21 protein-coding genes, 2 tRNA genes and 1 other annotated feature are annotated in these 23,525 nt (G+C 41.7%); of the genes, 16 read left to right on the forward strand and 7 right to left on the reverse strand.

The window, feature by feature from the left end; genetic code table 11:
- The first annotated feature begins 27 nt into the window (after positions 1-27).
- Positions 28-2,517, forward strand: coding sequence for a DNA gyrase subunit A (gyrA, locus tag EDD68_RS06060; protein WP_132371360.1), 2,490 nt, complete (start codon positions 28-30; stop codon positions 2,515-2,517).
- Positions 2,518-2,611: 94 nt separating this feature from the next.
- Positions 2,612-3,715: an HD-GYP domain-containing protein gene (locus EDD68_RS06065; RefSeq protein WP_132371361.1), complete on the forward strand. Its 1,104-nt coding sequence runs from the start codon at positions 2,612-2,614 to the stop codon at positions 3,713-3,715.
- A gap of 60 nt (positions 3,716-3,775) precedes the next feature.
- On the opposite strand, the gene EDD68_RS06070 is transcribed toward EDD68_RS06065, so the two are convergent.
- Complete coding sequence (locus EDD68_RS06070) at positions 3,776-4,756, reverse strand: YaaC family protein (protein ID WP_165902077.1); 981 nt, start codon at positions 4,754-4,756, stop codon at positions 3,776-3,778.
- A 137-nt stretch (positions 4,757-4,893) separates the two neighbouring features.
- Here EDD68_RS06070 and guaB point away from each other — a divergent pair, with 137 nt between their 5' ends.
- The 10 genes from guaB to EDD68_RS06110 all read left to right on the forward strand — a co-directional run bounded on the left by guaB (position 4,894) and on the right by EDD68_RS06110 (position 13,347).
- Positions 4,894-6,363 (forward strand): IMP dehydrogenase, encoded by a 1,470-nt coding sequence (guaB, locus tag EDD68_RS06075; RefSeq protein WP_132371363.1) that lies wholly within the window; start codon positions 4,894-4,896, stop codon positions 6,361-6,363.
- Between the two features lie 143 nt (positions 6,364-6,506).
- Positions 6,507-7,808: a serine hydrolase gene (locus EDD68_RS06080; protein WP_424399155.1), complete on the forward strand. Its 1,302-nt coding sequence runs from the start codon at positions 6,507-6,509 to the stop codon at positions 7,806-7,808.
- A gap of 98 nt (positions 7,809-7,906) precedes the next feature.
- Positions 7,907-8,791, forward strand: coding sequence for a pyridoxal 5'-phosphate synthase lyase subunit PdxS (gene pdxS, locus EDD68_RS06085; protein WP_132371365.1), 885 nt, complete (start codon positions 7,907-7,909; stop codon positions 8,789-8,791).
- 61 nt (positions 8,792-8,852) lie between these two features.
- Positions 8,853-9,446, forward strand: a complete 594-nt coding sequence (gene pdxT / locus EDD68_RS06090; protein WP_132371366.1) for a pyridoxal 5'-phosphate synthase glutaminase subunit PdxT — start codon at positions 8,853-8,855, stop codon at positions 9,444-9,446.
- A gap of 42 nt (positions 9,447-9,488) precedes the next feature.
- Positions 9,489-9,724, forward strand: a binding site (T-box leader).
- Positions 9,725-9,804: 80 nt separating this feature from the next.
- Positions 9,805-11,088 carry a serine--tRNA ligase gene (gene serS, locus EDD68_RS06095; RefSeq protein ID WP_132371367.1) on the forward strand — a complete coding sequence of 428 codons (1,284 nt, stop codon included), beginning with the start codon at positions 9,805-9,807 and terminating at the stop codon, positions 11,086-11,088.
- Between the two features lie 26 nt (positions 11,089-11,114).
- The gene (locus EDD68_RS15735) at positions 11,115-11,234 is read left to right on the forward strand and encodes a nucleotidyltransferase family protein (protein WP_481318843.1); all 120 of its coding nucleotides are present in this window, start codon (positions 11,115-11,117) and stop codon (positions 11,232-11,234) included.
- A 174-nt stretch (positions 11,235-11,408) separates the two neighbouring features.
- Positions 11,409-11,537, forward strand: a complete 129-nt coding sequence (locus EDD68_RS15580) for a hypothetical protein (RefSeq protein ID WP_279388238.1) — start codon at positions 11,409-11,411, stop codon at positions 11,535-11,537.
- A gap of 11 nt (positions 11,538-11,548) precedes the next feature.
- Positions 11,549-11,641, forward strand: a tRNA-Ser gene (locus tag EDD68_RS06100).
- A gap of 310 nt (positions 11,642-11,951) precedes the next feature.
- On the forward strand, positions 11,952-12,944 hold the full coding sequence (locus tag EDD68_RS06105; RefSeq protein WP_132371368.1) for a M23 family metallopeptidase: 993 nt from the start codon (positions 11,952-11,954) through the stop codon (positions 12,942-12,944).
- A 1-nt stretch (position 12,945) separates the two neighbouring features.
- The gene (locus EDD68_RS06110) at positions 12,946-13,347 is read left to right on the forward strand and encodes a bactofilin family protein (RefSeq protein ID WP_132371369.1); all 402 of its coding nucleotides are present in this window, start codon (positions 12,946-12,948) and stop codon (positions 13,345-13,347) included.
- Positions 13,348-13,434: 87 nt separating this feature from the next.
- Here EDD68_RS06110 and EDD68_RS06115 read toward each other — a convergent pair whose 3' ends face one another.
- Complete coding sequence (locus EDD68_RS06115) at positions 13,435-14,100, reverse strand: deoxynucleoside kinase (RefSeq protein WP_132371370.1); 666 nt, start codon at positions 14,098-14,100, stop codon at positions 13,435-13,437.
- Positions 14,097-14,735, reverse strand: coding sequence for a deoxynucleoside kinase (locus EDD68_RS06120; RefSeq protein ID WP_132371371.1), 639 nt, complete (start codon positions 14,733-14,735; stop codon positions 14,097-14,099). Before EDD68_RS06120 ends, EDD68_RS06115 begins: the two co-directional genes overlap by 4 nt.
- 168 nt (positions 14,736-14,903) lie before the next feature.
- On the opposite strand from EDD68_RS06120, the gene EDD68_RS06125 reads away from it, so the two are divergent.
- Positions 14,904-14,977: transfer RNA gene (locus EDD68_RS06125), tRNA-Arg, on the forward strand.
- A gap of 328 nt (positions 14,978-15,305) precedes the next feature.
- Complete coding sequence (locus EDD68_RS06130) at positions 15,306-17,318, forward strand: penicillin-binding transpeptidase domain-containing protein (protein WP_132371372.1); 2,013 nt, start codon at positions 15,306-15,308, stop codon at positions 17,316-17,318.
- Between the two features lie 174 nt (positions 17,319-17,492).
- Here EDD68_RS06130 and EDD68_RS06135 read toward each other — a convergent pair whose 3' ends face one another.
- Together EDD68_RS06135 and EDD68_RS06140 are read right to left on the reverse strand one after the other, a co-directional pair.
- Positions 17,493-17,831 carry a hypothetical protein gene (locus EDD68_RS06135; RefSeq protein WP_132371373.1) on the reverse strand — a complete coding sequence of 113 codons (339 nt, stop codon included), beginning with the start codon at positions 17,829-17,831 and terminating at the stop codon, positions 17,493-17,495.
- Complete coding sequence (locus EDD68_RS06140; RefSeq protein WP_132371374.1) at positions 17,824-19,113, reverse strand: EAL and HDOD domain-containing protein; 1,290 nt, start codon at positions 19,111-19,113, stop codon at positions 17,824-17,826. Before EDD68_RS06140 ends, EDD68_RS06135 begins: the two co-directional genes overlap by 8 nt.
- A gap of 404 nt (positions 19,114-19,517) precedes the next feature.
- On the opposite strand from EDD68_RS06140, the gene acsA reads away from it, so the two are divergent.
- Entirely contained in the window at positions 19,518-21,236 is a 1,719-nt protein-coding gene (acsA, locus tag EDD68_RS06145; RefSeq protein WP_132371375.1) for an acetate--CoA ligase, read from the forward strand.
- Positions 21,237-21,305: 69 nt separating this feature from the next.
- Here acsA and EDD68_RS15515 read toward each other — a convergent pair whose 3' ends face one another.
- Both EDD68_RS15515 and EDD68_RS15520 read right to left on the reverse strand, forming a co-directional pair.
- The gene (locus EDD68_RS15515; RefSeq protein ID WP_243646765.1) at positions 21,306-21,890 is read right to left on the reverse strand and encodes an acetyl-CoA hydrolase/transferase C-terminal domain-containing protein; all 585 of its coding nucleotides are present in this window, start codon (positions 21,888-21,890) and stop codon (positions 21,306-21,308) included.
- 32 nt (positions 21,891-21,922) lie between these two features.
- On the reverse strand, positions 21,923-22,588 hold the full coding sequence (locus EDD68_RS15520) for a hypothetical protein (protein WP_243646766.1): 666 nt from the start codon (positions 22,586-22,588) through the stop codon (positions 21,923-21,925).
- Positions 22,589-22,755: 167 nt separating this feature from the next.
- Here EDD68_RS15520 and EDD68_RS06155 point away from each other — a divergent pair, with 167 nt between their 5' ends.
- Positions 22,756-23,508 carry a DUF3891 family protein gene (locus EDD68_RS06155; RefSeq protein ID WP_165902078.1) on the forward strand — a complete coding sequence of 251 codons (753 nt, stop codon included), beginning with the start codon at positions 22,756-22,758 and terminating at the stop codon, positions 23,506-23,508.
- Positions 23,509-23,525 lie beyond the last annotated feature (17 nt).

A 23,525-nucleotide genomic window follows, 5' to 3' on the forward strand; every position in this document is an offset into this window, starting at 1 on the left:
TCGGCCTCAGTTATAGGAGGGAAGCCAATGGCAGATCAAGAACGACCACATGTTCAAGAAGTCAATATTAGCCAGGAGATGAAAACATCTTTTCTCGATTATGCGATGAGTGTCATCGTCTCCCGTGCCCTTCCGGATGTAAGGGATGGGTTAAAACCTGTTCATCGCAGAATATTATATGCCATGCATGATTTAGGGATGCATGCTGACAAAGCTTATAAGAAGTCAGCCCGAATTGTGGGAGAAGTAATCGGTAAATACCATCCCCATGGAGACTCAGCGGTTTACGATACTATGGTTCGCATGGCCCAGGATTTTAACTATCGTTATACCCTTGTGGATGGTCATGGAAACTTTGGTTCAGTTGATGGTGACGCTGCAGCTGCGATGCGTTATACGGAAGCCCGCATGTCCAAAATTTCTATGGAAATCCTTCGTGATATCAATAAAGACACCATTGATTTTACAGATAACTACGATGGATCCGAAAAAGAACCGCTTGTTTTACCATCCCGTTTTCCAAATTTGCTAGTGAATGGTGCATCCGGGATTGCAGTAGGCATGGCTACGAATATCCCTCCCCATCAGCTGGGAGAAGTCATTGATGCGGTTCTGGCTATAAGTAAAAACCCGGATATGACCATTGATGAATTGATGGAAAATTATATTTACGGGCCTGATTTTCCAACAGCAGGCCAGATTCTAGGGAGAAGTGGAATTCGGAAGGCTTATGAAACAGGAAAGGGATCCATTACCCTCCGTGCCAAAACGGACATCATTGAACATGAAAATGGCAAGTCTTCCATAATTGTTACCGAAATCCCGTATCAGGTCAACAAAGCCAAATTAATAGAAAAGATTGCTGAACTTGTTCGGGATAAAAAAATTGACGGCATTACCGATTTACGTGATGAATCTGACCGTGAAGGAATGCGTATTGTTATCGAACTTCGCCGTGATGTCAATCCTAATGTTGTATTAAATAACCTGTATAAACAAACAGCCATGCAGACATCTTTCGGTATTAATCTTCTGGCACTGGTTGACGGAGAACCGAAAGTTTTAAATTTAAAACAATGCCTGCAATTTTATCTGGACCATCAAAAAGAAGTCATAAAAAGACGGACAGCTTACGAGCTGAGGAAGGCTGAAGCGCGGGCTCACATTGTCGAAGGTCTGAGAGTTGCCCTTGACCATTTAGACGAAGTGATTTCTTTAATCCGTCATTCGAAAACAACTGATATTGCCCGGGAAGGATTAATGAACCGATTCGACCTTTCTGAAAAACAGGCACAGGCGATTCTGGATATGCGCCTGCAGCGCTTGACAGGATTAGAACGGGAAAAGATTGAACAGGAATATAAAGATCTCGTGAAACTGATTGGAGAGCTAAAAGAAATTCTGGCCAACGAAGAAAAAGTGCTGGACATTATCCGTGAAGAATTAACCGAGGTTAAAGAAAAATATAACGACGAACGCCGTACGGAAATTGTAATAGGACAGGCTGATTTCTTCGAGGATGAAGATTTAATTCCTGAAGAAACCGTCATTATCACCTTAACCCATAAAGGATATATTAAACGTCTGCCTTTATCCACTTACCGTTCACAGCGCCGTGGCGGACGAGGGGTACAGGGAATGGGCACCAATGAGGATGACTTTGTGGAACACTTGTTGTCAACTTCTACCCATGACCATCTATTGTTTTTTACCAATAAAGGTAAAGTGTATAAGGCAAAAGGCTATGAAATTCCAGAGTTTGGCCGTACTGCCAAAGGAATTCCGATTGTCAATGTGCTGAATATTGAAAAAGACGAGTGGATTAATGCAGTCATTGCCGTTCAGGATTTTGAAGATGACAGCTACCTGTTCTTTTCAACCAGAAATGGGATTTCGAAACGAACATCACTGTCCCAGTTTGCCAATATCCGCCGGGATGGTATTCGTGCCATAAACCTGCGGGAAGAAGATGAACTGATTTCTGTGCGCTTGACGGATGGAACCAAGGATATTATGGTCGGTACGAAAAAAGGCTATTTAATCCGTTTTCCAGAAACGGACGTTCGACCTATGGGTAGAACGGCCTCAGGTGTAAAGGCGATTTCTCTGCGTGATGATGAAGATGAAGTTGTTTCAATGGATATTATCGAAGACGGGCTGCAGGTGTTAGTTGTAACGGTGAATGGGTTTGGTAAGCGTACACCTGCGGAAGATTATCGTATCACAGGGCGTGGTGGAAAAGGAATCCTTACCTGTCATTTAACTGAGCGGAATGGAACCGTAGCAGCGGTAAAAACAGTGACAGGCGAAGAAGATATTATGATTATCACGGAAAGCGGAGTTCTGATCCGCATGCCTGTCGATGGAATTTCGGTTACCGGCCGTAATACACAGGGGGTCCGTCTCATTCGTTTGCATGAAGATGACAAAGTCGCAACCGTAGCCCGGATTGAAAGAGAAGAAGATTCAGAAGAAGAATCAGTAGCTGAGAGCGGAACAACTGAAGAACAAACATAAGAGGGCAATCATAAGTTGTCCTCTTTTTTAAAAATTAAGCAGGCATTTCTTGAAATAGACTGTGAATATCGGTCTGGGAGGTATCAAGTAAACCGTGAGAGTTCATCCGGATGAATTAGTAACAGGCTGTCTGATTACAAAAGATGTAATGGGGAAAACATTACAGCCAATCATCCCTAGAAATACGGTAGTGAAGGACATTCATATAACGGTATTAAAAAAATTTATGGTAAAAGAAGTGACTGTTTCTCCAAAACTGGTCAATGGGGATCCTTTTGAGCCGGAATCTAAAATAGAAGATGAGCCGGAGCAGGATCAGGGAAATCAGGACAGCCACACAAACGAAGAGGATAGCTGGTCCTTTATTGACTATTACTTACACAGTGTGAAACAGACGAAAATATTGTTTGAAGGCTGGCAGGCCGGAACACCAGTGGATATTGTGAAAATCAGAGATCATTTAATTCCTTTAATCCGTATTTCTGAACAGTCCCCTGAATTAATTTTTTCTGTACATCATTATTCTAATAAGGATATGTATTTGTATCATCATATGGTGACCATGGCACTACTGGCTAACCTGCTTGCATCCAAAAAGAAATACAAGCAGGGCGAATGTTTTCAGGTTGCTCTGGCAGCTTACTTAAGTGATGCCGGCATGGCAAAAATGGATGAAAAAATCCTAAATAAACAATCCCCGTTAAATTCACAGGAATTTAATGAGGTAAAAAGACACCCCATCTATTCCTATCGTATGATTGAAAATCTAACAACGGTCACCAGGCCGGTAAAATTAGGGGTTTTACAGCATCATGAACGTCTGGACGGATCCGGATACCCGATGGGAATTGATCAAGAGCGGATTCATCCATTTGCCAGAATTATAGCCGTAGCAGACATGTTCCATGCCATGACCTCAGAAAGAAACTACCGGACAAAGCAGTCCCCGTTTAAAGTAATTGAAGAGATTCGCCATTTTCAATTTGGAAAATTAGATCCGGACATTGTACAGGTATTTATCCATAGTTTAACGAACTTTACCAATGGGACACAGGTTCAGCTGTCTGATCATTCCAGGGGCGAGATTGTTTTTATTGATCGCAAGCATCCTACAAGACCCATGGTAAGGCTGGAAGATGGAAATATTATTGATCTGAAACAACATTCTAATATTTATATACAAGATATTATTACATGATCTGATTTCCTCTGTATTTGAACATACAGAGGAATTTTTATTTAAACTTTGCAAAACGATTTATGAAACGTTTCTCTTGCCCTTTTCATACTGATGTTGTAAGTAAGCTCCGAGTAATATCGGGACTTTTGCCGATGCAATATCGAGATATCTTCGGATAAAAGGATAATCCCTGGTTGCGAACGTAGAGAGAAGTTCCCCCCACCATTCGGTCTCATATCGGCAGATCATGCTTAAGTTATAGAGGAGGAGATAATGTACAAGAATTTCATGCAGGGGGAAGAAGATTGAGCGGTCACAGGGGAAGTAATAATGTTCTTCTTCTAGATGAACGGATAAAAACCCACTTTCAAATGGATTTGGTCTCCTGGTGAAATGGAGAATCAGGGCATGATCCTGATGTGTAAGTCTATCAAAATAAGTAAGGGAATTTTTTAATTTTTGTTCGAGGTAATGTTCGGTTATGTGTAAGTCATCCAGGATTGACTTTGACAGCAAAAACGTATGTTCCAGATAATGACCGATGTTTGTTTGAGCAGGCTGCTGATGATGAATTTGATATACCTCATTCATTTCGGGAATTTTTTTTAAGAGGAGACTCATAGAAAATTTATCTTTTGGCAACTGCTTCATTTGAAACATGTGACGGGCCAGGTAGGGAAACAGTCCTTTTTGCTGAATTTTGACCTCATCCTGTAAAAAAGAATAGTTCTGTTTTTTCCTTTTACGAGCAGAAGCTCCATGGGCCAGTAAATTTGTTGATTCTGGATAATGGGGTCTTGTGGTTAAAAGGCATGCTTTCAGCTGGTGAACCGTCCCGTAAAACAGTAAAATCGGCTGAATATGGATGGGTGATTTTTGGGCCTGTTCAAAATATATCTGGGAGTGATGGAGATAATGTAAAAAACGTTCAGCATTTTTAAAACTTAACGTATCCGGATCTTTTTCATCCAGGGATTGATAACACCCCTGCAAAAAAGATTGGATGACGGAAACGGCTTTTAATTGATCCATAAACACAGAAATTTTTTCCTTTAACATTTTACTCACCTTTTCATAAATATTTCTTGAAAAACAGGCATTCATGTCGTATTGTTATTAACAATAATAAAAACGCAATCTTTTTTTATAGGTTACCCACTTTTTTCACAAACCATAATGGACAAGGAGGATCAGGCATGAGGGAGGACAAATTTTCCAGAGAAGGTTTAACCTTTGATGATGTGCTGCTAGTACCGGCAAAATCAGAAGTGTTGCCGCGGGAAGTTGAAGTGAAAACGGAATTATCACCGACATTAACATTAAATATGCCATTAATCAGTGCCGGAATGGATACGGTGACTGAATCAGAAATGGCCATTGCAATGGCACGCCAGGGCGGGTTAGGAATTATCCATAAAAATATGTCCATTGAAGAGCAAGCTGATCAGGTGGACAAGGTCAAGCGTTCTGAAAATGGGGTGATCACTAACCCATTCTTCTTAACTCCAGAACACCAGGTATATGATGCCGAACATTTAATGGGAAAATATCGCATTTCGGGAGTGCCAATTGTAAACAATGAAGAAGAACAGAAATTAGTCGGAATCATTACAAACAGAGACCTGCGCTTCATTCAGGATTACTCTATTCAAATTAAAGAAGTGATGACAAGTGAGAATCTAGTTACAGCTCCTGTGGGAACGACCGTAGAAGAAGCAGAAGAGATTTTACAAAAATATAAAATTGAAAAATTGCCTCTTATAGATGATCAGGGAGTCTTAAAGGGGTTAATTACGATAAAGGATATTGAAAAAGTGATCGAATTTCCGAATGCGGCTAAAGACGAACAGGGCCGTCTGTTAGCAGGAGCGGCTGTCGGAGTGACAGCTGATTCGATGCTTCGGATTGAAAAACTGGTGGAAGCCGGTGTGGATGTTGTTGTGATTGATACTGCTCACGGCCATTCTAAAGGGGTGCTCGACCTCGTTAAACAAGTAAGAACAACCTACCCAGAGTTAAACATTATTGCCGGAAATGTAGCTACGGCTGAGGGAACAAGGGATCTAATTGAGGCTGGAGCCAATATTGTAAAAGTGGGAATTGGACCTGGCTCAATTTGTACAACACGGGTCGTTGCCGGCGTAGGAGTGCCTCAGATCACAGCCGTTTATGACTGTGCCCGGGAAGCCAGTAAATATGGAGTGCCGATTATAGCAGACGGAGGAATTAAATACTCAGGAGACATTGTAAAAGCCCTCGCAGCCGGTGCTCATGCGGTAATGCTGGGAAGTTTGTTTGCCGGCGTTTCTGAGAGTCCAGGAGAAACTGAAATTTACCAGGGACGCCGATTTAAAGTATATCGGGGCATGGGATCTGTCGGTGCCATGCAGGCCGGCTCCAAAGACCGATATTTTCAGAATGAATCAGAAGCAAATAAGTTAGTTCCAGAGGGGATTGAAGGTCGGGTACCTTATAAAGGCCCTCTTGCTGATACCATCCATCAGCTTGTTGGCGGACTTCGTTCAGGTATGGGGTATTGTGGTGCAAAAGATCTAAATGTTTTGAGGAAAGAATCAAAGTTTGTACGAATTACCAATGCAGGCTTAAAAGAAAGTCATCCGCACGATGTTCAAATTACAAAAGAAGCGCCAAACTACTCCGTTTAACCTATTTTTCACCGGCAGACAGGGACTTTTCCCTGTCTATTTTTTTAGCTTTTCCTGTGATAAAATATGCTACGTGGACAACTCTAAAGGTGGAGGTAAAAAGAATGAAAAAGATTTCCCATACATTTCTCATAATGATAACTATGATGACAGTTGTATTTGTTTCTTTCCTTCCAGAACCTATGAACGTCAATGCTGAACCAGCAGATATCCAGGCAGAGTCGGCTATTCTTGTTGATTTTGAAACAGGAAAAATCTTGTATGAAAAAAATGCTGATGTTGCTTTACCTCCAGCCAGTATGACCAAGATGATGACGGAATACCTTGTATTAGAAGCAATTAAAGAAGGTCAAATCAGCTGGGATACCACAACAGAAATCAGTGATTACGCTTATGATATATCCGCAAATGATAATTTTTCCGGAGTCGGTTTAAGAAAGGATCATCCATATACGGTTCGTGAACTATATGATGCCATGGCGATTTATTCGGATAATGCCACAACGATTGCACTGGCGGAATTAATCGCCGGCAGTGAGGGTGAATTCGTCAAAATGATGAATGAAAAGGCTGAGGAGATGGGCCTTCCTGATTATCAATTTGTCAATTCTACGGGTCTTTCTAACCGGGATCTTGGAGATGATTATCCGGAAGGAACGGATCCAAATGATGACAATTTATTGTCAGCCCGTTCTGCCGCTATTCTGGCCTATCATTTAGTTAAAGACTTTCCAGAAATTTTAGAACATTCCAGTGTCAAACAGAAAGAATTTGAAGGGGAAATGATGACCAACTGGAACTGGATGCTTCCGGATATGCCGGGTTACCTGGCTCAGTACGGTTATGAAGGTGTCGATGGGCTGAAGACAGGATACACCGATCTAGCCGGATATTGTTTTACCGGAACAGCTGAACGTTCCAATCAGCGGTTAATTTCGGTAGTAATGAAGACAGAAAGTATAGAATCCCGTTTTCTAGAGACACAAAAACTGCTCGATTACGGTTTCAGTCAATTTGAAAAAGCAGAAATATTTCCAGCAGGCTACCAGGTTGAAGAACAGGCTGTAATTCCAGTTACAAAAGGAAAAGAAGATGAAGTAGAAATTGAAACGAAAGAACCTGTAGAACTTATGATCAAAATAGGTGAACAGGATCAATATCAGGGTGTGATTGAATTAGATGAAGAGATGCTGACAGAAAAAGGAGAATTAGCAGCTCCGATTGAAAAGGGAACTCAGGTAGGAGTAATGAAAATACACTATACGGGGCAGGAAGAATACGGTTACCTTAGCGAAGATTTAGAGAAACAGGCAGCAATGGTACCAGTCATTACAAAAGATGATGTTGAGAAAGCGAACTGGTTTGTCCTGTTGTTCCGCACCATTGGCGAATTTTTTGCGGATATTTTCTCTAGTATTACGAATGCAATTAAAAGCTTATTCTAATACGTGTCTGATAGTATGATTTTTGAATAAAATAAGGTAAAATTACTTATTGGACAAAAATTATTGTGATTTTCGAATCAGAATGGGAGGAAAACAGCATGTCAAAAACAGGTACTGATCGTGTCAAACGAGGAATGGCAGAAATGCAAAAAGGCGGCGTCATTATGGATGTTGTCAATGCGGAGCAGGCTAAAATTGCTGAAGAAGCAGGTGCAGTAGCCGTGATGGCTCTGGAAAGGGTCCCTGCCGATATTCGCGCAGCAGGCGGAGTTGCCCGTATGGCTGATCCCCGTATCGTTGAAGAAGTGATGAATGCCGTATCGATTCCGGTAATGGCCAAAGCCCGGATTGGTCATATCGTAGAGGCTCGCGTGCTGGAATCTATGGGTGTGGATTACATTGACGAGAGTGAAGTCTTAACACCTGCTGACGAGGTTTATCATATCAATAAACGTGAATTCACGGTTCCATTTGTATGCGGATGCCGCAATTTAGGTGAAGCGGTTCGCCGAATTGGAGAAGGAGCATCCATGCTTCGTACAAAGGGTGAACCTGGAACTGGAAACATTGTGGAGGCCGTTCGTCATATGCGCAAAGTACAGGCACAAATCCGTGAAGTTGTGGCTATGTCTGATGATGAACTAATGGTATATGCGAAAGAAAACGGGGCACCATATGAACTTTTGCTTGAGATCAAAAAAGAAGGACGTCTTCCAGTTGTAAACTTTGCAGCAGGAGGCATTGCAACTCCAGCAGATGCGGCATTAATGATGCAGTTAGGTGCTGACGGTGTATTTGTCGGTTCAGGTATTTTTAAATCTTCTAACCCTCAAAAATATGCACGTGCCATTGTAGAAGCAACGACTCATTACGAAGACTATGAATTGATTGCTGAGCTTTCTAAAGACCTCGGTGATGCCATGCCAGGAATTGAAATGTCTACACTGGCTCCTGAACAGCGTATGCAGGACCGCAGCCAGTAATGATACGTTTACTGAAATGGTTGCCTGTAAAAGGATTTTTTGAACAAAGGGGAAATGCATCATGACGAAAATCGGAGTGTTAGGATTGCAGGGAGCTGTCCGGGAACATGTGCGTTCCATTGAATCATGCGGTTCTGAAGCCATTGTAATTAAGAAAAAAGAACAGCTTGATGAAGTGGATGGTCTTATTCTTCCCGGGGGAGAAAGTACAACGATGCGCCGATTAATTGATAAATATGATTTTTTTGATGCTCTCCGGGAATTTGGACAGTCTGGAAAACCTATTTTCGGTACCTGTGCTGGATTGATTTTGCTGGCTGGAGAAATTGATGGGCAAAAGGATGCCCATTTACAGTTAATGGACACAAAAGTGAAACGAAATGCCTTTGGCCGCCAGAAAGACAGCTTTGAAGCAGAAATTGATATAAAAGGAATTGCGGAAAACTTTAATGCGGTTTTTATTCGTGCTCCCTATATACTGGAAGTAGGTGAAGGTGTCGAGGTTCTGGCTGTTTATCAGGACAAAATTGTACTGGCCCAGGATCGCCATTATCTCGCCTGTGCCTTCCATCCGGAATTAACGGATGACAATCGTCTAACCCGGCATTTTATACAGATGGTGGAAGAATCCAAAAAAGAACTTGCAACTTCTTAAAAAATCCGTTACATTAATATACAATAAAAGGAACATACACATTCAATAGCTGTGACGGGAACTAGTAGCAGTTTCTTCTTTCTTCAGAGAACCGGTGGCTGGTGGAAACCGGTGAAAGAATGCTGTGAATCCATCCCTGAGCTGATATGCCGAACGGTCTTATCAGGACGAAGTAAGCATATCCGGCATACCGCCGTTAAAGCAGCCAAGCAGGAAGGCAATTTTATCATGCCTTCAATGAGGGTGGTATCGCGGGAAAAGACACTCCCGTCCCTTAATGTTTAAGGGACGGGAGTTTTTTCATGAAGAGCGTCTCATTTGAGTTTTTGCGAACACTTTTGTAAAGGAGGAAAAAACGATGCTTGATATGAAGTTTTTACGGGATAACTTTGAAGAAGTTAAAGCAAAATTGCAGCATCGTGGAGAAGATTTATCGGACTTTGACAAATTTGGAGAATGGGATCATAAAAGAAGGCAACTCATTCAGGAAAGCGAGGAATTAAAGGCCAAAAGGAATGAAGTTTCTAAAGAAATTTCATTCCTAAAGAAAGAGAAAAAGGATGCCGATCACTTAATAAAAGAAATGCGGGAAGTAAGCCAGAAAATAAAGAGTCTGGACCAGGAACTAAAGGATGTTGAAGATAACTTGCACGAACTTCTTTTGTCCATACCAAATATTCCCCATGAAAGCGTTCCTGTTGGTGAAGATGAGGACGATAATGTGGAAGTCCGCCAATGGGGAGAGGTACCACAATTTGATTTTGAAGCGAAAGCTCACTGGGATCTGGCTGATCAGCTTGATATCCTGGACTTTGAGCGAGCTTCCAAAGTAACCGGCAGCCGGTTTGTATTTTATAAAGGAATCGGGGCCCGACTGGAACGTGCATTGATGAGCTTTATGATGGACCTGCATGCGGATGAGCATGGCTATGAGGAAGCATTGCCTCCTTATATCGTGAATCGTGACAGTTTAACTGGAACGGGCCAGCTGCCGAAATTTGAAGAAGATGTCTTTAAAATCGCTGACTGGGACTATTTCTTAATTCCAACTGCAGAAGTGCCGATTACGAATCTCCATCGGGATGAGATTTTAAATGAAGAAGAATTGCCAAAAAAATATGTTGCCTTTAGTGCTTGTTTCCGTTCGGAAGCCGGTTCTGCCGGTCGGGATACCCGGGGATTAATTCGCCAGCATCAGTTTAACAAAGTAGAGCTCGTTCAGTTTGTGAAGCCAGAAGACTCTTATGAAGTATTAGAACAGCTGACCGGACATGCTGAAAAAGTGCTGCAGCTGTTAAAGCTGCCTTACCGGGTAATGAGCATGTGTACGGGTGATTTAGGGTTTACCGCTGCTAAAAAATACGACATTGAAGTGTGGCTGCCGGGCTATCAAACGTATCGGGAAATTTCTTCTTGTTCTAACTTTGAAGATTACCAGGCTCGCCGGGCAAAAATCCGTTTTCGGCGTGGTCCAAAAGGAAAACCAGAATATGTGCACACTTTAAATGGATCAGGCCTGGCGATTGGCCGTACAGTTGCTGCTATTCTGGAAAATTACCAGCAGGAAGACGGTTCTGTTGTCATTCCGGAAGTATTGCGTCCTTACATGGGCAATAAGGAAAAAATTGAACCGAAAAAATAAAACAACATTCTGGGAGGATGTCTGAGGTGGAACAAGGTTTGATTCAAATGGCTAAACGCATCATTCAGGAGCATTTTCCGGACTGCCGAACAGCTCTTTTGTGCGGCAGCCATGTGAGAGGCCAGAGAACTGATACCTCTGATTGAGATCTGGTCATGATTGACGATACTTATCAGGCGTCCTTCCGGGAATCGTTTTTGTTTCAAAATAAGCCAGTAGAATGCTTTGTGCATAACAGTCAAAGTTACCATGTATTTTTTGACCAGGATAGAAGTCGAGCAAGGCCTTCTCTACTTCAGATGGTATATGAAGGGGTCATCGTGAAAGATGACGGATTTGCTCAAAAATGGAAAGATGAAGCAGAACATATTCTTATAGGGAAAAAATTAAAAAATTCAAAAAAAAACGAAGCCCCTTGCACAGAGTATGTTCATATGATATATTTTTGAAGTGTCAGTACGGAGGAGTACCCAAGTCTGGCTGAAGGGAGCGGTCTTGAAAACCGCCAGGGGCTTCACGGCCCGCGGGGGTTCGAATCCCTCCTCCTCCGCCATTTTTATGCGCATAAATATTGGAGATTGAAAAGGGCGTTACACGACAAGTAGCGTTTTTTTTATGTCGTTAGCCTGAACATCCCATTTTTACAAAAAAATGGGATGTTTTTTATTTGTTATTTAACAAAATTTAAGAATGGTGCATGTCCACTCTCGCTGCGTTATAATAAGTTTGTCAATTTAAGAGTTTTCTTGAACATTCTGGACAGGAAAACCGTTGATATACACCTTAATATGATTTTTCATAAAGGATTTATGCCGTATGTGTAGAATTTCAAAAAGGTATGTCTTTATAATGGAGGTTCTGAAATGAAAAAGCGATACAAATCCTGGACGATCCTGCTGATGTCAGAATCCAATCGCCCGATTATACAGCTTAAAATTCCAAAAATATTTCCTTTTATCACGGCCACTATATTTTCCGTCCTTTTCATCTGGCTGTTTATAGCTGAAAGCTCAGCCAGACACCTCAAGGATGTCAACCAAACCCTTCAAAAGGATCTTAAGCAGGCTCAGAGACTGGTAGAACAACAACAATCACAGATTAGTTACTATGAACAGGAAGCCAGTCAAATCGAGGAAAAGCTTGCACAGCTTGATCAACTGGAACAGGAATTAATGGAAATGTTGTCATCCCTCGATCCAGGACATATCGAGTCCGAAACCGTATCTGGAGCCATGGGTGGACTGGATATTCCGGTCCATGAAGAAAAACAATTGGATACTCTTGTTCACTCAAGTACTGTTGCCGGTAACGATCAGGCTTTAATCGAACAGCTCAGTCAACTGGAACATCAGTTGCCGGATTATATTCAACGATATGAAAATGCGATTGAAAATATAGAAAAAATAAATGAAAAACTAAAATATGTTCCGACATTCTGGCCAGCAGATACGAGCCGGATTACCTCAACATTCGGAAAACGCTCCGACCCATTTACAGGAAGGGAATCGATTCATTCGGGAATCGATCTGGCAGGTCCATGGGGAACACCGATTTATGCAGCTGCGGACGGTCAGGTTGTTTTTTCAGGCTGGGATGGGGGATATGGCAAATCCATCGTAATCCATCACAATTCTACCTATAAGACTCGTTACGGACATATGTCACAGCTAACTGTGAAAGAAGGAGAAAAGGTGAAAAAAGGGGAATTAATCGGTTATATGGGCTCAACGGGAAGGAGTACCGGATCGCATTTGCATTTTGAAGTTCTAAAAAATGGAAGGTCTGTTGATCCTTATCCATACATGACGTTTTTATCAAGGGTTCTCGGACAAAATTTGAATAAGGAAGGGGAGTAAAATGTTTCCAAAAAGTGAAAAGAGAAAGGATACAGTAGATACGGTCATTGGGAGCGGCACTGTGCTGGAAGGAACTATTCAAACAGAAGCAAGCATCAGGGTGGATGGAAAAATAAAGGGAGACGTTGTATGCCAGGGAGATTTGACAGTGGGAAAGGACGGACACATAGAGGCCAATGTCCGGGGAAGAAACGTGATCATTGCTGGATCCATTACGGGAAATGTGGAGGCACAAGGTAAAATACATATTGAAGCCAGCGGGACATTAATCGGTAATGCTGAAATGAAGACCTTTATTGTGGACGAAGGAGCTACATTTAAAGGAGAAAGTAAAATGAAGGGAGAAAAAGGAGAGGAAAAAAAGAAATCCGAACAACAAATGGAAAAAAAGAAAACTTCCTGACAAAAACTCCAGGCACCAACTGCCTGGAGTCTCTGTCAGAAAGATGGTTCTGCCTCAGGTAAGACGGAATCCTTTCTCGTGTCTCCATTATAGTTTTGACCGGGCTTTTTGAATATAAAAACCCATTTTTTCCAAAACCGGTTCTATGGAAGATTTATCGTTCACCAGATCATAATCCCGGATATTTAAACGCATAACCGGGCAGGCATGAAATTCATTAATCCATTTTGTATAACGGTCATGCATCTCTTTCCAGTACTCTACAGGGGTTTCCTGTTCCATCGGGCGCCCCCGCCGATTGATCCGCTCCAATATATCCTCTAAAGAGCCTTCCAGGTAGATTAATAAATCGGGGTGAGGAAAATAAGGGGTCATGACCATTGCTTCAAACAAATTGTTATAGGTTTCATAATCGGTTTTGGACATCGTTCCCCTTTCATAATGCATTCGGGCAAAAATGCCGGTATCTTCATAGATTGATCGGTCCTGGACAAAGCCACCCCCATATTCGAATATTCGCTTTTGCTCCTTAAAGCGTTCAGCCAGAAAGAAAATTTGCAGATGAAAGCTCCATCTCTTAAAATCACGGTAAAATTGGTCAAGGTAAGGATTGTTGTCCACTTTTTCAAAAGAGGTACGGAAGTTTAATCGTTCTGCCAGGGTGCGGGTCATCGTTGATTTTCCGATGCCTACCATACCGGCGATGGTGATGACTGCATCTTTCGGTATACCATATGGATTTTTGTGCTTCATGTTGAAATACTCCTTTTAAGGTGGTTTTCAATGATAGATGATAGATGGTCCCAATCCTCTGGTTGATGGACAAAGTCAAGTTCATCCGCATTGATGCGGATCAGTGGGATATCTGGATAATCCTGTTCGAACTGTTCCATGAACATTCGGTAATCCTCAGAGAGTTTTTTTAAATAGTCAGCTTGAAGATTCTGTTCCACATCACGGTTTCTAAGTTGAATCCGTTTTAAAAGCGTGTCAAGGCTGGCATCCAGATAAATCAAAATATTTGGCTCAGGCATATCTTTCGTTAAAATCCGGTAAATCTGTTCATATTTTTGGTAATGATGGTTCTGCAGGGTGAGTTTAGCAAATATCATGTTTTTAAATATATGATAATCGGATACAACAGGTATTCCCCTGTCCAGATAAATATGTTTGACGTCTTCGAGCTGTTTATAGCGATTACAGAGGAAAAACATTTCCGTCTGAAAACTCCATTCCTCAATATTGTTATAAAACTTGCCAAGAAAAGGGTTTTCTTCAACAATTTCTTTTAACAGATGAAATTGAAAGTGGGATGAAATTTTCTCGGCCAGCGACGTTTTTCCAGCTCCAATGGGCCCTTCAACAGCAATAAAAGGTACCTGTTTCATCTCATTCCCCCCTTACGCAACAGGATACCACTCAAATGGACAAATATCATTTTAACATAAAGAATGTGAAACAGGGCACCGCCCCTAAAAAATGGTGCAAGTGACTGATCATCCTGAAGAACTTTTCAAATTCTCTTTTATTTTGTATAATAGTCAGGGTGATTTTATGGCCCCGTAGCTCAGCAGGATAGAGCGTCGGTTTCCTAAACCGTGCGTCGGGGGTTCGAGTCCCTCCGGGGCCGCTAGCTGAAAATAGAGAAATGACGCAGGATTGAGGCGTGTGCTTCAACTGCGTTATTTTTATTTAAGCTAATAGTTGCAAACATGTTGCAAACCTTTATTGACCTCATGATGATTCAAGAAATGCCGGAACATCTGATAACGATCCGGAAAATGGATGAATAGTCCCCACATTACGGAAGTAATATTGGAATAAAACCTGTCTTCTTATATCGGGAATTAACAATAATCGGTAATTATCCGTCCTGGAGATATCTGTCCTTTTACTCCCTGAATGTTGTAAGGTAAACTATATATATATATCATGTTATAGAAGAGGTGAACATCCTCATGAAAAGAGTGATAACCGGACTAATGGTGGTATTGATTTCAGCTTTTTTAACCGCCTGTAATGAAGAAGAAACGACACCAGAGGATCGACTATCGGAGTATATCGAGCTCTGGAACGATTCCCAATTTCATGATATGTACAGCGAATATCTATCCAGTTCCTCAAAAGAAACCTATTCAGAGGAAGACATGGCTAACCGCTATGAAAAATTGTATGCTGATTTAGGGATTGAAGACGTAAACGTAACGTTTGAAGCTCCAGAAGAGGAACAATCCTATGAAGATATGGAAGAAGCCACATTCCCCATTCATGTAGAAATGAATTCCCTTGCTGGGCCCATTTCTTTTGATCATGAAATCACGCTCGTCAAAGAATCGGTAGGTGAAGAGGAGCATAACTGGTTTGTCAACTGGGATACCACCTATATATTTAAACAGCTTGAAGATGGTGATACAGTTGGTATCGACATGAAAGAAGCACCAAGGGGAGAAATTTTTGACCGTAACGGCAAAGGTCTGGCCATCAATGATACGCTTACATTAATTGGCCTCGTTCCCCAGTCCATGGAGGGACATGAGCAGGAAACTAAAGAAAAGGTAGCCGAACTTTTGCATTTGGATGTGGAGTATATTGATCAGCAGTTAAATCAAGAATGGGTTAAGCCGGACGTATTTGTGCCCATACGCACAATTAATCCAAATGACGAGGATTTGTTTCAGGAACTCATTGAGCTTCCAGGTGTCTGGTCACAGGATCAGGTTGGACGATTGTATCCTTTAGGTGAGGCAGCTACCCATTTAGTTGGATATATAGGGGAAATTACGGCAGAGGAATTAGAAAAGAACAAAGGCAAAGGGTACACAACAGGTGATATGATCGGCAAACGAGGCCTCGAGCAGCTGTTTGAAGAGGACCTGAGGGGAAGTCCAGGTGCAGAAATTTATATTACGAAAGAAAACGGGGATAAGGTTCTCGTTGCATCCAAAAATGCAAAAAAAGGAAAAGACATCCATCTTACCATTGATGCAACGATCCAGGAGACCATTTATGAACAAATTCAGGGGGAAAAGGGGACGGCAGCCGCCATTCATCCGGAGACCGGGGAAACCCTGGCTCTGGTCAGTGCTCCATCCTTTGACCCGAATGGATTGACGTCCAATTACTATGCAAAATTGATGGAAGATGAACGGAACCCGCTGTTAAATCGGTTTACGTCCCTTTATGCTCCTGGTTCTGCCTTTAAGCCAATTACTGCATCGATTGCTCTGTCAAACGGAACCATTACCCCTGATACGACACGGGATATTCAGGGGGAAACATGGAGCAAGGGCGATGAATGGGGAAATTATAAAATCCGCCGTGTGACAGATCCTGGACATCCCGTAGATCTGGAAGATGCACTGGTTTATTCAGACAATATTTATTTTGCCCAGACCGCTCTGGAGCTTGGAAGTGAAGCCATGGTTCAGGGACTTGAAAACTTTGGATTCCAGGAAGACTTGCCATTTGCTTATCCAGTTGCTGCATCTACAATTTCCAACAGCGGGGAGCTGAACGATGAAATACTACTGGCAGATACAGGATACGGACAGGGAGAGCTTCAGGTAAGCATGATTCATCTGGCAACAATGTATACACCAATCTTCAATCATGGAGATTTAGTCAAGCCGAAACTGTTGAAAGATGTAGCAACTGAAGTCTGGAAAGAACAAATCATTTCAGCCGAACAGGCAAACATGATTCATGATGCATTGCGAAATGTGGTGGCAAGTCCTGAAGGAACAGCCAGAGGGGCAAACCTTCCCGACATCCCGCTGGCAGGAAAAACTGGAACGGCTGAAATAAAAACCTCTCAGGGAGAGTCGGGAAAAGAAAATGGTATCTTTGTGGCGTATGACTATGAAAAGAAAGATTTGTTAATCGCCATGCTGCTGGAGGATGTCGAGGATCAGGGAGGCAGTGCTGCCGTTGTGGATCATGTGAAAAAAATTTTTCAAAAATTATATGAATGAAAATAAATGGGGCCGGGACAAAACTTCATAAAGAAATGAAAGATCCGAACTCGATTCAATCATCACATGAATGAGTTCGGATCTTTTTACTCCAAAAAAAGGCAGATTCCCTTCAAATGAATGGAAAGGTTGTTCAGCTGCGACTCCTAACCCTTTAATCATCTGTTCGCATCGTTATTTTTCGAGATGCCGCTCATATACCACATAAGAATAAACCCGGTACAGCAATGGGATGACGAATGCAAAGGCGACGATCTGTTCCAGTCCGTCAACTATTAGGAGAAAAAATAAGATGAAAAACACAGATATGATTCCTAGAAAATTTCCGGATGTTCCGTTAATGGGCTGGTTATCCAGAAAAAATGTTTTGGCCGATTTTAAATCCTTTGCATAGCAATCATTATGATAAGGAACGACTTCAACGAAAAGTCTGGCTGTTGTTAAATCATCCCGATACTTAATCTCATCGGTGCACTTTTCGCAGTATACTTTTTTTCTCGGCATCTTACTCATTTTCCCCCTTCTTTCGTATTCGTTTGTTGCTCTGGTTTTTCGTTAAACTATCCATTTCCTTCAGGATATTCTGAGTCCATAAAATCGCTTCCCTGTAACAGTTAAATAACTTTTCTTTGCTTAATCCCAGACGGTTCATCTGATGAGCAATTTGTATAAATTCGGAACGCTCCATGGCTATGGCGATGTCGAGAACTTTCCTATACGTGTTTTCCTTTCCGGTTAAAGCACGGATAATCGCATCATCCAGCGGAAGCTGGGTTACGATGGTTTTCATGGGGCGTTTGAGCAGACTGTCCATTAAAGAGAGAAGGCCAGTTAAGAAAAAACTGGATCCTTCTGAAAGGTTCAGTTCAGATGCCAGCAGTTCACATGATTTTGCGCGTATGTAACACATTTTTAACAGTTCGTTCGTGTAATTCTCGTGTTCGGTGATCGATTCCCTTAGAGACAGGACGTAAATCCATTTTTGAAATTCTTTTAAACCAAGGAGTACAACTGCCTGATGAATCGATTTGATTTTATAAATGGTAGGAAAGGCAGGTGAGTTGATCAGTTTTAATAATTTATATGATAGGGATAGGTCCTGTTCAATTTTCTCGCTAATTCGTTTGTAAATATCCGGGCTATTGTTGTTCAGCTCTTCAATAATTGAAAAATAAATATGGTTTTGTGCAGGAAGATCACGGGTTGAGAGAATGGATGGCTTACTGAAGAAGAAACCTTGAAAGTACTGGAATCCATCCTTGACACATCGGTTGAATTCTTCCATTGTCTCAATTTTTTCGGCAAGGAGAGTGACATCATACTGGTTAAGCAGATTTAATAATTCAAGTTGTTTTGATCTGGAGGTATTTTTAATATCGATTTTGACAATGTCGACCATTTCGAGAAGAGGTTTATACAGACTTTCCTCGCTTGAATGAATAGAAAAATCATCCAGAGCGATCGTATAACCGTTCTGTTTTAACCTCCGGCAGATCTCGATGATTTCTGATGAGGGTTTGACCGTTTCTAAAATTTCTACCACAAGCATATCGGGATGAAAATAAGCAGGGATATCATTTTTCAGCAGGTTTTCCGTAAAGTTTACAAAACACGGTTTGCCGTCTGATAAATCTTTAAAACCGATTTGCAGAAACGTATGAATGACATCTGAAGTCGCCTGATCAGCATCGATGTCCGGAAACCGATTTACTGCATCTTTACGGTATAAAATTTCGTATCCAAAAACATTTTGATGGACATCCATGATAGGCTGCCGGCCAACAAAAACTTCCATCCAGTCTAACCCCCTTTTTCTAAATGATGAGGAAATGAACAAAATATATTAATCTATATTTTACTAAAATTATGAGAAAAAACACAAATCTTGATCATTCGTCATATTTTGACGAATAGCGATAAAAAAAGTAATCCCTTCCGACGAATAATTTACAAAAAAATCTGTACATATGTGCTAAACTTTAAAAAGATGGACTGCTAAATCTAACATTGGTTGCCATCATCCAGGAAAAGTCGGCTGTTTCACGGGTGATGGGCGAAACTCTTTAAAAATCTGTAAATTTTATATAGAATATAAATATAAAAAATTAAGAAAAATTAATATTATATGTTTCCATGCATATAGTGATACTAGCCCTGGGTTAGTAAACGATTTCAAAAAAATGGGGATGGGGTGATCGAATGAATATGAAACCAATACCAGTGAAGGAAGGGAATTTTAACCTGAAAAATTATGATGAAACGTACAACAATTTTGACTGGGAAGAAGTGAAAAAGAACTTCAGCTGGCATGAAACCGGAAAGGTGAATATTGCCTATGAAGCGGTTGACCGTCATGCAGAAAATCCAGCGAAAAAGGACAAGGTTGCCCTCTACTATTCCGATCCAAACCGGGAAGAAAAGCTGACTTTCAGTGACCTGAAAACATACAGCAATCAGTTTGCAAATGTCCTGAAAAAATACGACATCAAAAAAGGGGACCGTGTTTTCTTGTTCATGCCGCGGAGTCCTGAATATTATATGTCTTTCCTTGGCATTTTGAAAGTTGGGGCAATCGCCGGACCTCTTTTTGAGGCGTTCATGGAGCAGGCTGTTGAGGATCGTCTGCAGGACAGTGAGGCAGTCATGCTCATTACTACTCCTGATTTGCTTGAGAGGGTGCCGCAGGATAAGCTTCCAGATTTGAAAAAAATTGTCCTTGTTGGAGACACAACGGGAATAAGCGGCGAACAGTACATTGATTTTCATCAGGAAATGGAACAGGCTTCCGACCATTTTGATATTGAGTGGGTCGATCTAGAGGATGGTATGCTTCTTCACTATACATCCGGTTCTACGGGTAAGCCTAAAGGTGTCTATCATGTTCACAACGCCATGATCCAGCATTTCCAGACGGCAAAATGGGTGCTTGATCTTCAGGAAGATGATATATACTGGTGTACGGCTGACCCGGGATGGGTTACAGGAACCAGTTATGGCATTTTCGGTCCATGGTTAAATGGGGTGACCAATGTAATTCGCGGCGGTCGCTTCACACCGGAAGACTGGTACAGCACTATTGAAAAATTCAAAGTAACGGTATGGTACTCTGCACCGACGGCATTCCGCAAATTAATGAGTGCTGGAGAAAAGGTGCTGAAAAACTATGATTTATCTTCCCTTCGCCATATCCTGAGTGTTGGGGAACCGTTAAATCCAGAAGTGATTCACTGGGGCATGGATGTATTCAATAAACGGATTCATGATACATGGTGGATGACAGAAACAGGAGGAATGCTGATCTGTAACTATCCGTGTATGGACATGAAGCCCGGTTCCATGGGTAAACCATTCCCTGGCATTGAAGCTGCCATTATTGACAATGATGGAAATCAGCTGCCTCCAAATCAGATGGGGAATCTGGCCATCAAAAAAGGCTGGCCATCAATGATGCGGCAAATCTGGAAACGGCCTGAAAAATATGAAAGCTACTTCGTCGGAGACTGGTATGTGTCCGGAGACAGTGCATATATGGATGAAGAAGGATATTTCTGGTTCCAGGGTCGTCTCGATGATGTCATCAATACATCCGGTGAGCGTGTTGGCCCATTTGAAGTAGAAAGCAAATTAATTGAACATCCGGCTGTAGCCGAAGCAGGAGTTATTGGAAAACCCGACCCTGAACGGGGAGAAATTATCAAAGCATTTATTACCCTTAATGAAGGATATCAGGAGTCTGAGGAACTGCTCGAAGACATTCGTCAGTTTGTGAAAAAAGGATTAAGTGCCCATGCAGCACCAAGAGAAATTGAAGTGAAAGATAAGATTCCTAAAACCCGTAGCGGAAAAATTATGCGCCGTCTGCTGAAATCCTGGGAGCTGGGATTGCCGACAGGGGATACCTCAACATTAGAAGAGTAAAGGAAATAAGGGAGGATGAAATTCCTCCCTTGTTTACTTGACAAACGGTGATTGAATATTACCAAACGTTTAAAGCAGGTATCCCATTTTTTTCGCATGAAAAGTCAGTTCTTCTCTAAATTTCGGATGGGCAATGGAAATTAACGCTCTGGTCCGTTCTCTGACCGTTTTCCCCCGCAGTCGTGCTACACCGTATTCCGTAATGATATAATCTACATCATTTTTTGATGTGGTAACAGGTGTTCCGGGCTTTAATGCGGGTACAATCCGTGAAATCGTATCCTGCTTAGCTGTGGAGTGGGTGCATAAAATGCCTTTGCTGCTTTCAGCAAGACGTGAACCGATCTGAAAATCAGCCTGTCCACCGGAAGAAGACCAGTATGTGCCAGCTATCATTTCAGAATTGCACTGGCCAAGAAAATCCACTTCCACCGTTGCATTAATGGTAACGAGGTTTTTAAATCGGGACAGTTCAGCTGCTTGATTGGTTTTATGAACAGGTAGCATATATACGTCATGATTTTCATGTAAAAAATCGTACAGTTTACGAGTTCCATAAGCAAATGTAGCGGTTAGTTTTCCGGGTTTATAGACATTGTTTTCATTCGTTATGGAACCTGCCTCATAAAGGTTGACGACCTGTTCCGGAATCATCTCGGTATGGATGCTTAACCGTCGATGTCCGGTTAAAAATTCATAATGGCTCCAGGGATGGACCCGAATCCAATTTGCAGTGTATCACCGTTTTGAATTAAGTCTGCCACAAAACCCGCAATTTTTTCATCTTTTTCGGAAATCCTCATTTCAGGAGATTCAGGCAACGGACGGTGGTTTTCAACCAGTGCGGTAACATCAGAAATATGGATTTGATTTTCCCCGTATGTTCTGGGCATATACTCATTCACTTCCAGAAGAACGGTTCTGGCTGTTTTAGACATTTCATAGACATAATCACTGTTCGTACCGAGGGAAAAATAACCTTTTTCGTCCATCGGAGAGACGACGGCCAGAACAGCATGGTTACGGGTTATCTCTTTTAATAAATCGGGGACATTGGAAAAATGATTGGGCAACAAATCAATTTTTCCTTCTTGAAAGGCTTTTCGTTCAGATGCCCCCATAAACATGCTTACCGTTTTCAGGCGATTTTCAGGCAGGGTTAACACCCCGTAGGGAGAGAGCATCTGGAACAGGCGGTTGTCTTTTAAGTTCTGGGAATTGGCAAGCTCATTTAATAATAAAGGGGGTTCACCCGCCATAATCGGCGTAATCAAATCTTCTTCAGGTCCGATATGATGAACAGCTTCTTTTGCTGTCATCAATTTTTGTGTGTATAGCTGATTTACGGTCATCTATTTTACTTCCTTTCCGTTTTTTACCGAGTATTAGAAAAATGGTAACCTGTCAGATAGATTTTGTAAACGAAAAAATGATAAAGCATAAATAAGAGGGAATAGATCTTTTTTTCTTTTTAAATAATTCATTTAGGGATAAGAGCAGGTGATTGTTCATGATTGTTATGGACAGGCAAGATTCATTTTTGTTGTTCAAACAATATGACCATGGCCTTGCTTCAGGTGACATGGCCAGACACTGGAAGGATGAGTATTTTACACGTGCCGATCTCCGGAAAGACGTCGAGTTTGCGGTAGCCAACCACGATCGTGCCTGGATTGCCCTTGACCGAAATCCTTTATGGAATCGTGAAAAGCAGCAGCCCTATTCCTTTATCGATTACCCTCTTAATGAAAAGATTAAGCATTATGAACAGGGAATTGATGAGGTGCAGCAAAGAACAAATTATGGTGCGGCTTTATGCAGTCTTCATTATACGTCATTTTTCCCTAAAGATTCGTCTCAATCGGTCATTTTCGCTTTTATTTCCCGGGAAATACGTCGAAGAGAGCGAATTTTTGGCAGAATGGTTAAGCACGTATCCGCTGAAGAACGACTAGATCATTTTAAACTGCTTCAATTTTGTGATGATTTATCTCTGTATCTTTGCATGAATGAACCAGGTGTTGAAAAGGACCAGGAACTTTCCTGGTTTAAAGATGGATTTCGGCAAACATTTGAATTTGCCAGCGAAGGGATGATGGCCAGGTGGGAGGATCAACAGACGGTCACGGTCACACCTTTTCCTTTTGAACATTCCTTTATGGTTTCCATTCCATTTAAAAACGTATACAAAAAACATATCGATGAATGCGGGATGAAAATTGCCTATGAGCAGGGAGAAGAGGGGATCAGAAATGTGTTGATTAAAGGCTGAAAATCAACCCGCTTTCA

The organism is Melghiribacillus thermohalophilus (genome assembly GCF_004342905.1).
Lineage (GTDB): Bacteria > Bacillota > Bacilli > Bacillales > Alkalibacillaceae > Melghiribacillus > Melghiribacillus thermohalophilus.